1 protein-coding gene is annotated in these 1195 nt (G+C 56.2%); it reads left to right on the top strand.

Annotated features, from left to right (window positions below; translation table 11 throughout):
* Window positions 1-535 precede the first annotated feature (535 nt).
* A complete protein-coding gene (locus ACJH7A_RS30545) occupies window positions 536-1171 on the top strand; it encodes a hypothetical protein (RefSeq protein WP_406803321.1) in 636 nt (211 codons plus the stop codon).
* The last annotated feature ends 24 nt before the right edge of the window (window positions 1172-1195 follow it).

The raw sequence follows: 1195 nt of genomic DNA, 5'->3' as shown, positions 1-1195 counted from the left end.
GGACCCTAACACCGGCTACGCTGCCAGTAGCCGCGTAACCACAAATCCCGTGTCCACTACATGGGGGCAAGGCCCGAGGGTGGTCTGGAATCCATTGAGGTCTACCCAACCCGTAAGGCGCGCATGGATGCACTGGGGTCGGGAGCAGCCATTCTATTTGCGGATACACCTCCGGAATTGAAGCAAGCACCTGCCGACATAGGACAGGGGGCAGCGTCCGCGTATACAATGTGGGGCGACATATTGTGCCACGCCCAGGCAAGTCAACTGATGAGCCCATCTGATCCAACTAAATCGCTCTACGACCGAATTGAGCAGAATCCAGACAGCATATTCCAGCAGTACATGTGCCATTTCTTTGGCGTGCAAAAGAAATTTTGGGATGCGGAAGGCGGATACGCTAAGCCATCCTGGAACTTCGAATGGGCGCGCCCCGCAAAGGGTACGTCTGACTTCGTTTTCAGGTTGCATCCTTGCAATTAGCAGGTCTGGGGTCTCACCACAGGTCCTAGAGTGAAATATCGAGGAGTTTTGGATGACTCGAAACGTTAAGTGGGTAGCGGCGATCGGAACGGCCGTCGCAATCGGATGGTTCTACCTCTGGTGGACGGCGCCCAACGTAGCAGGAATCGACGGGCCGGAACGGCCGCGGATACCTGCTGGGCTGGCCGTTGCGACAGCTTTGTCCCTGTTGGGGTGGTGGACCGTATTGGTGATGCGTATCGCACGTGCCGATGGCCGCTCGCTCCGGAGCCGTTCCATCGTCGCCGCATTTGCAATGGCAACGATCCCCTTGCTGCTATCGGTATTCTTCATCACGTTCTCGAATGAAGTTGTCGGTGTATGGCTATTCCTGCTGGTGGGCATTCCGGCGCTTCTGGGCGGGATATTGGTTGTCTTGGCCGGTAACGGTGTGCGTGCATCCGGTTCGAAAGTCGGCGATTTCTTTAATGAAGCGAACGAGAGTCGACGTATCAATCTTCGCAGAAGAGCCCTGTGGGTGGCAGCGGGGCTGCTCGTGGCAATTGGTGCGCTCGTAGCCTTTGTCGGAAACCCATTCTCGCATGATGAAGCAGAAAGTCCGGCAGGTTCTCCACGACAATTCAATGCCGATAACTGGCTCTTCACAGATGAGGGTGTAGAGGTGGTTGGCGCGTCGTTGCCGGGATAGAGGTCGAGGTCTCTCGAAAATGAG

Origin of the sequence: Mycobacterium sp. SMC-17 (assembly GCF_045310915.1) — a bacterium.
Classification (GTDB): Bacteria; Actinomycetota; Actinomycetes; order Mycobacteriales; family Mycobacteriaceae; genus Mycobacterium.
The sequence above is the reverse complement of the archived record's forward strand: the minus strand, read 5'-3'. Positions and strand labels throughout refer to the sequence as shown.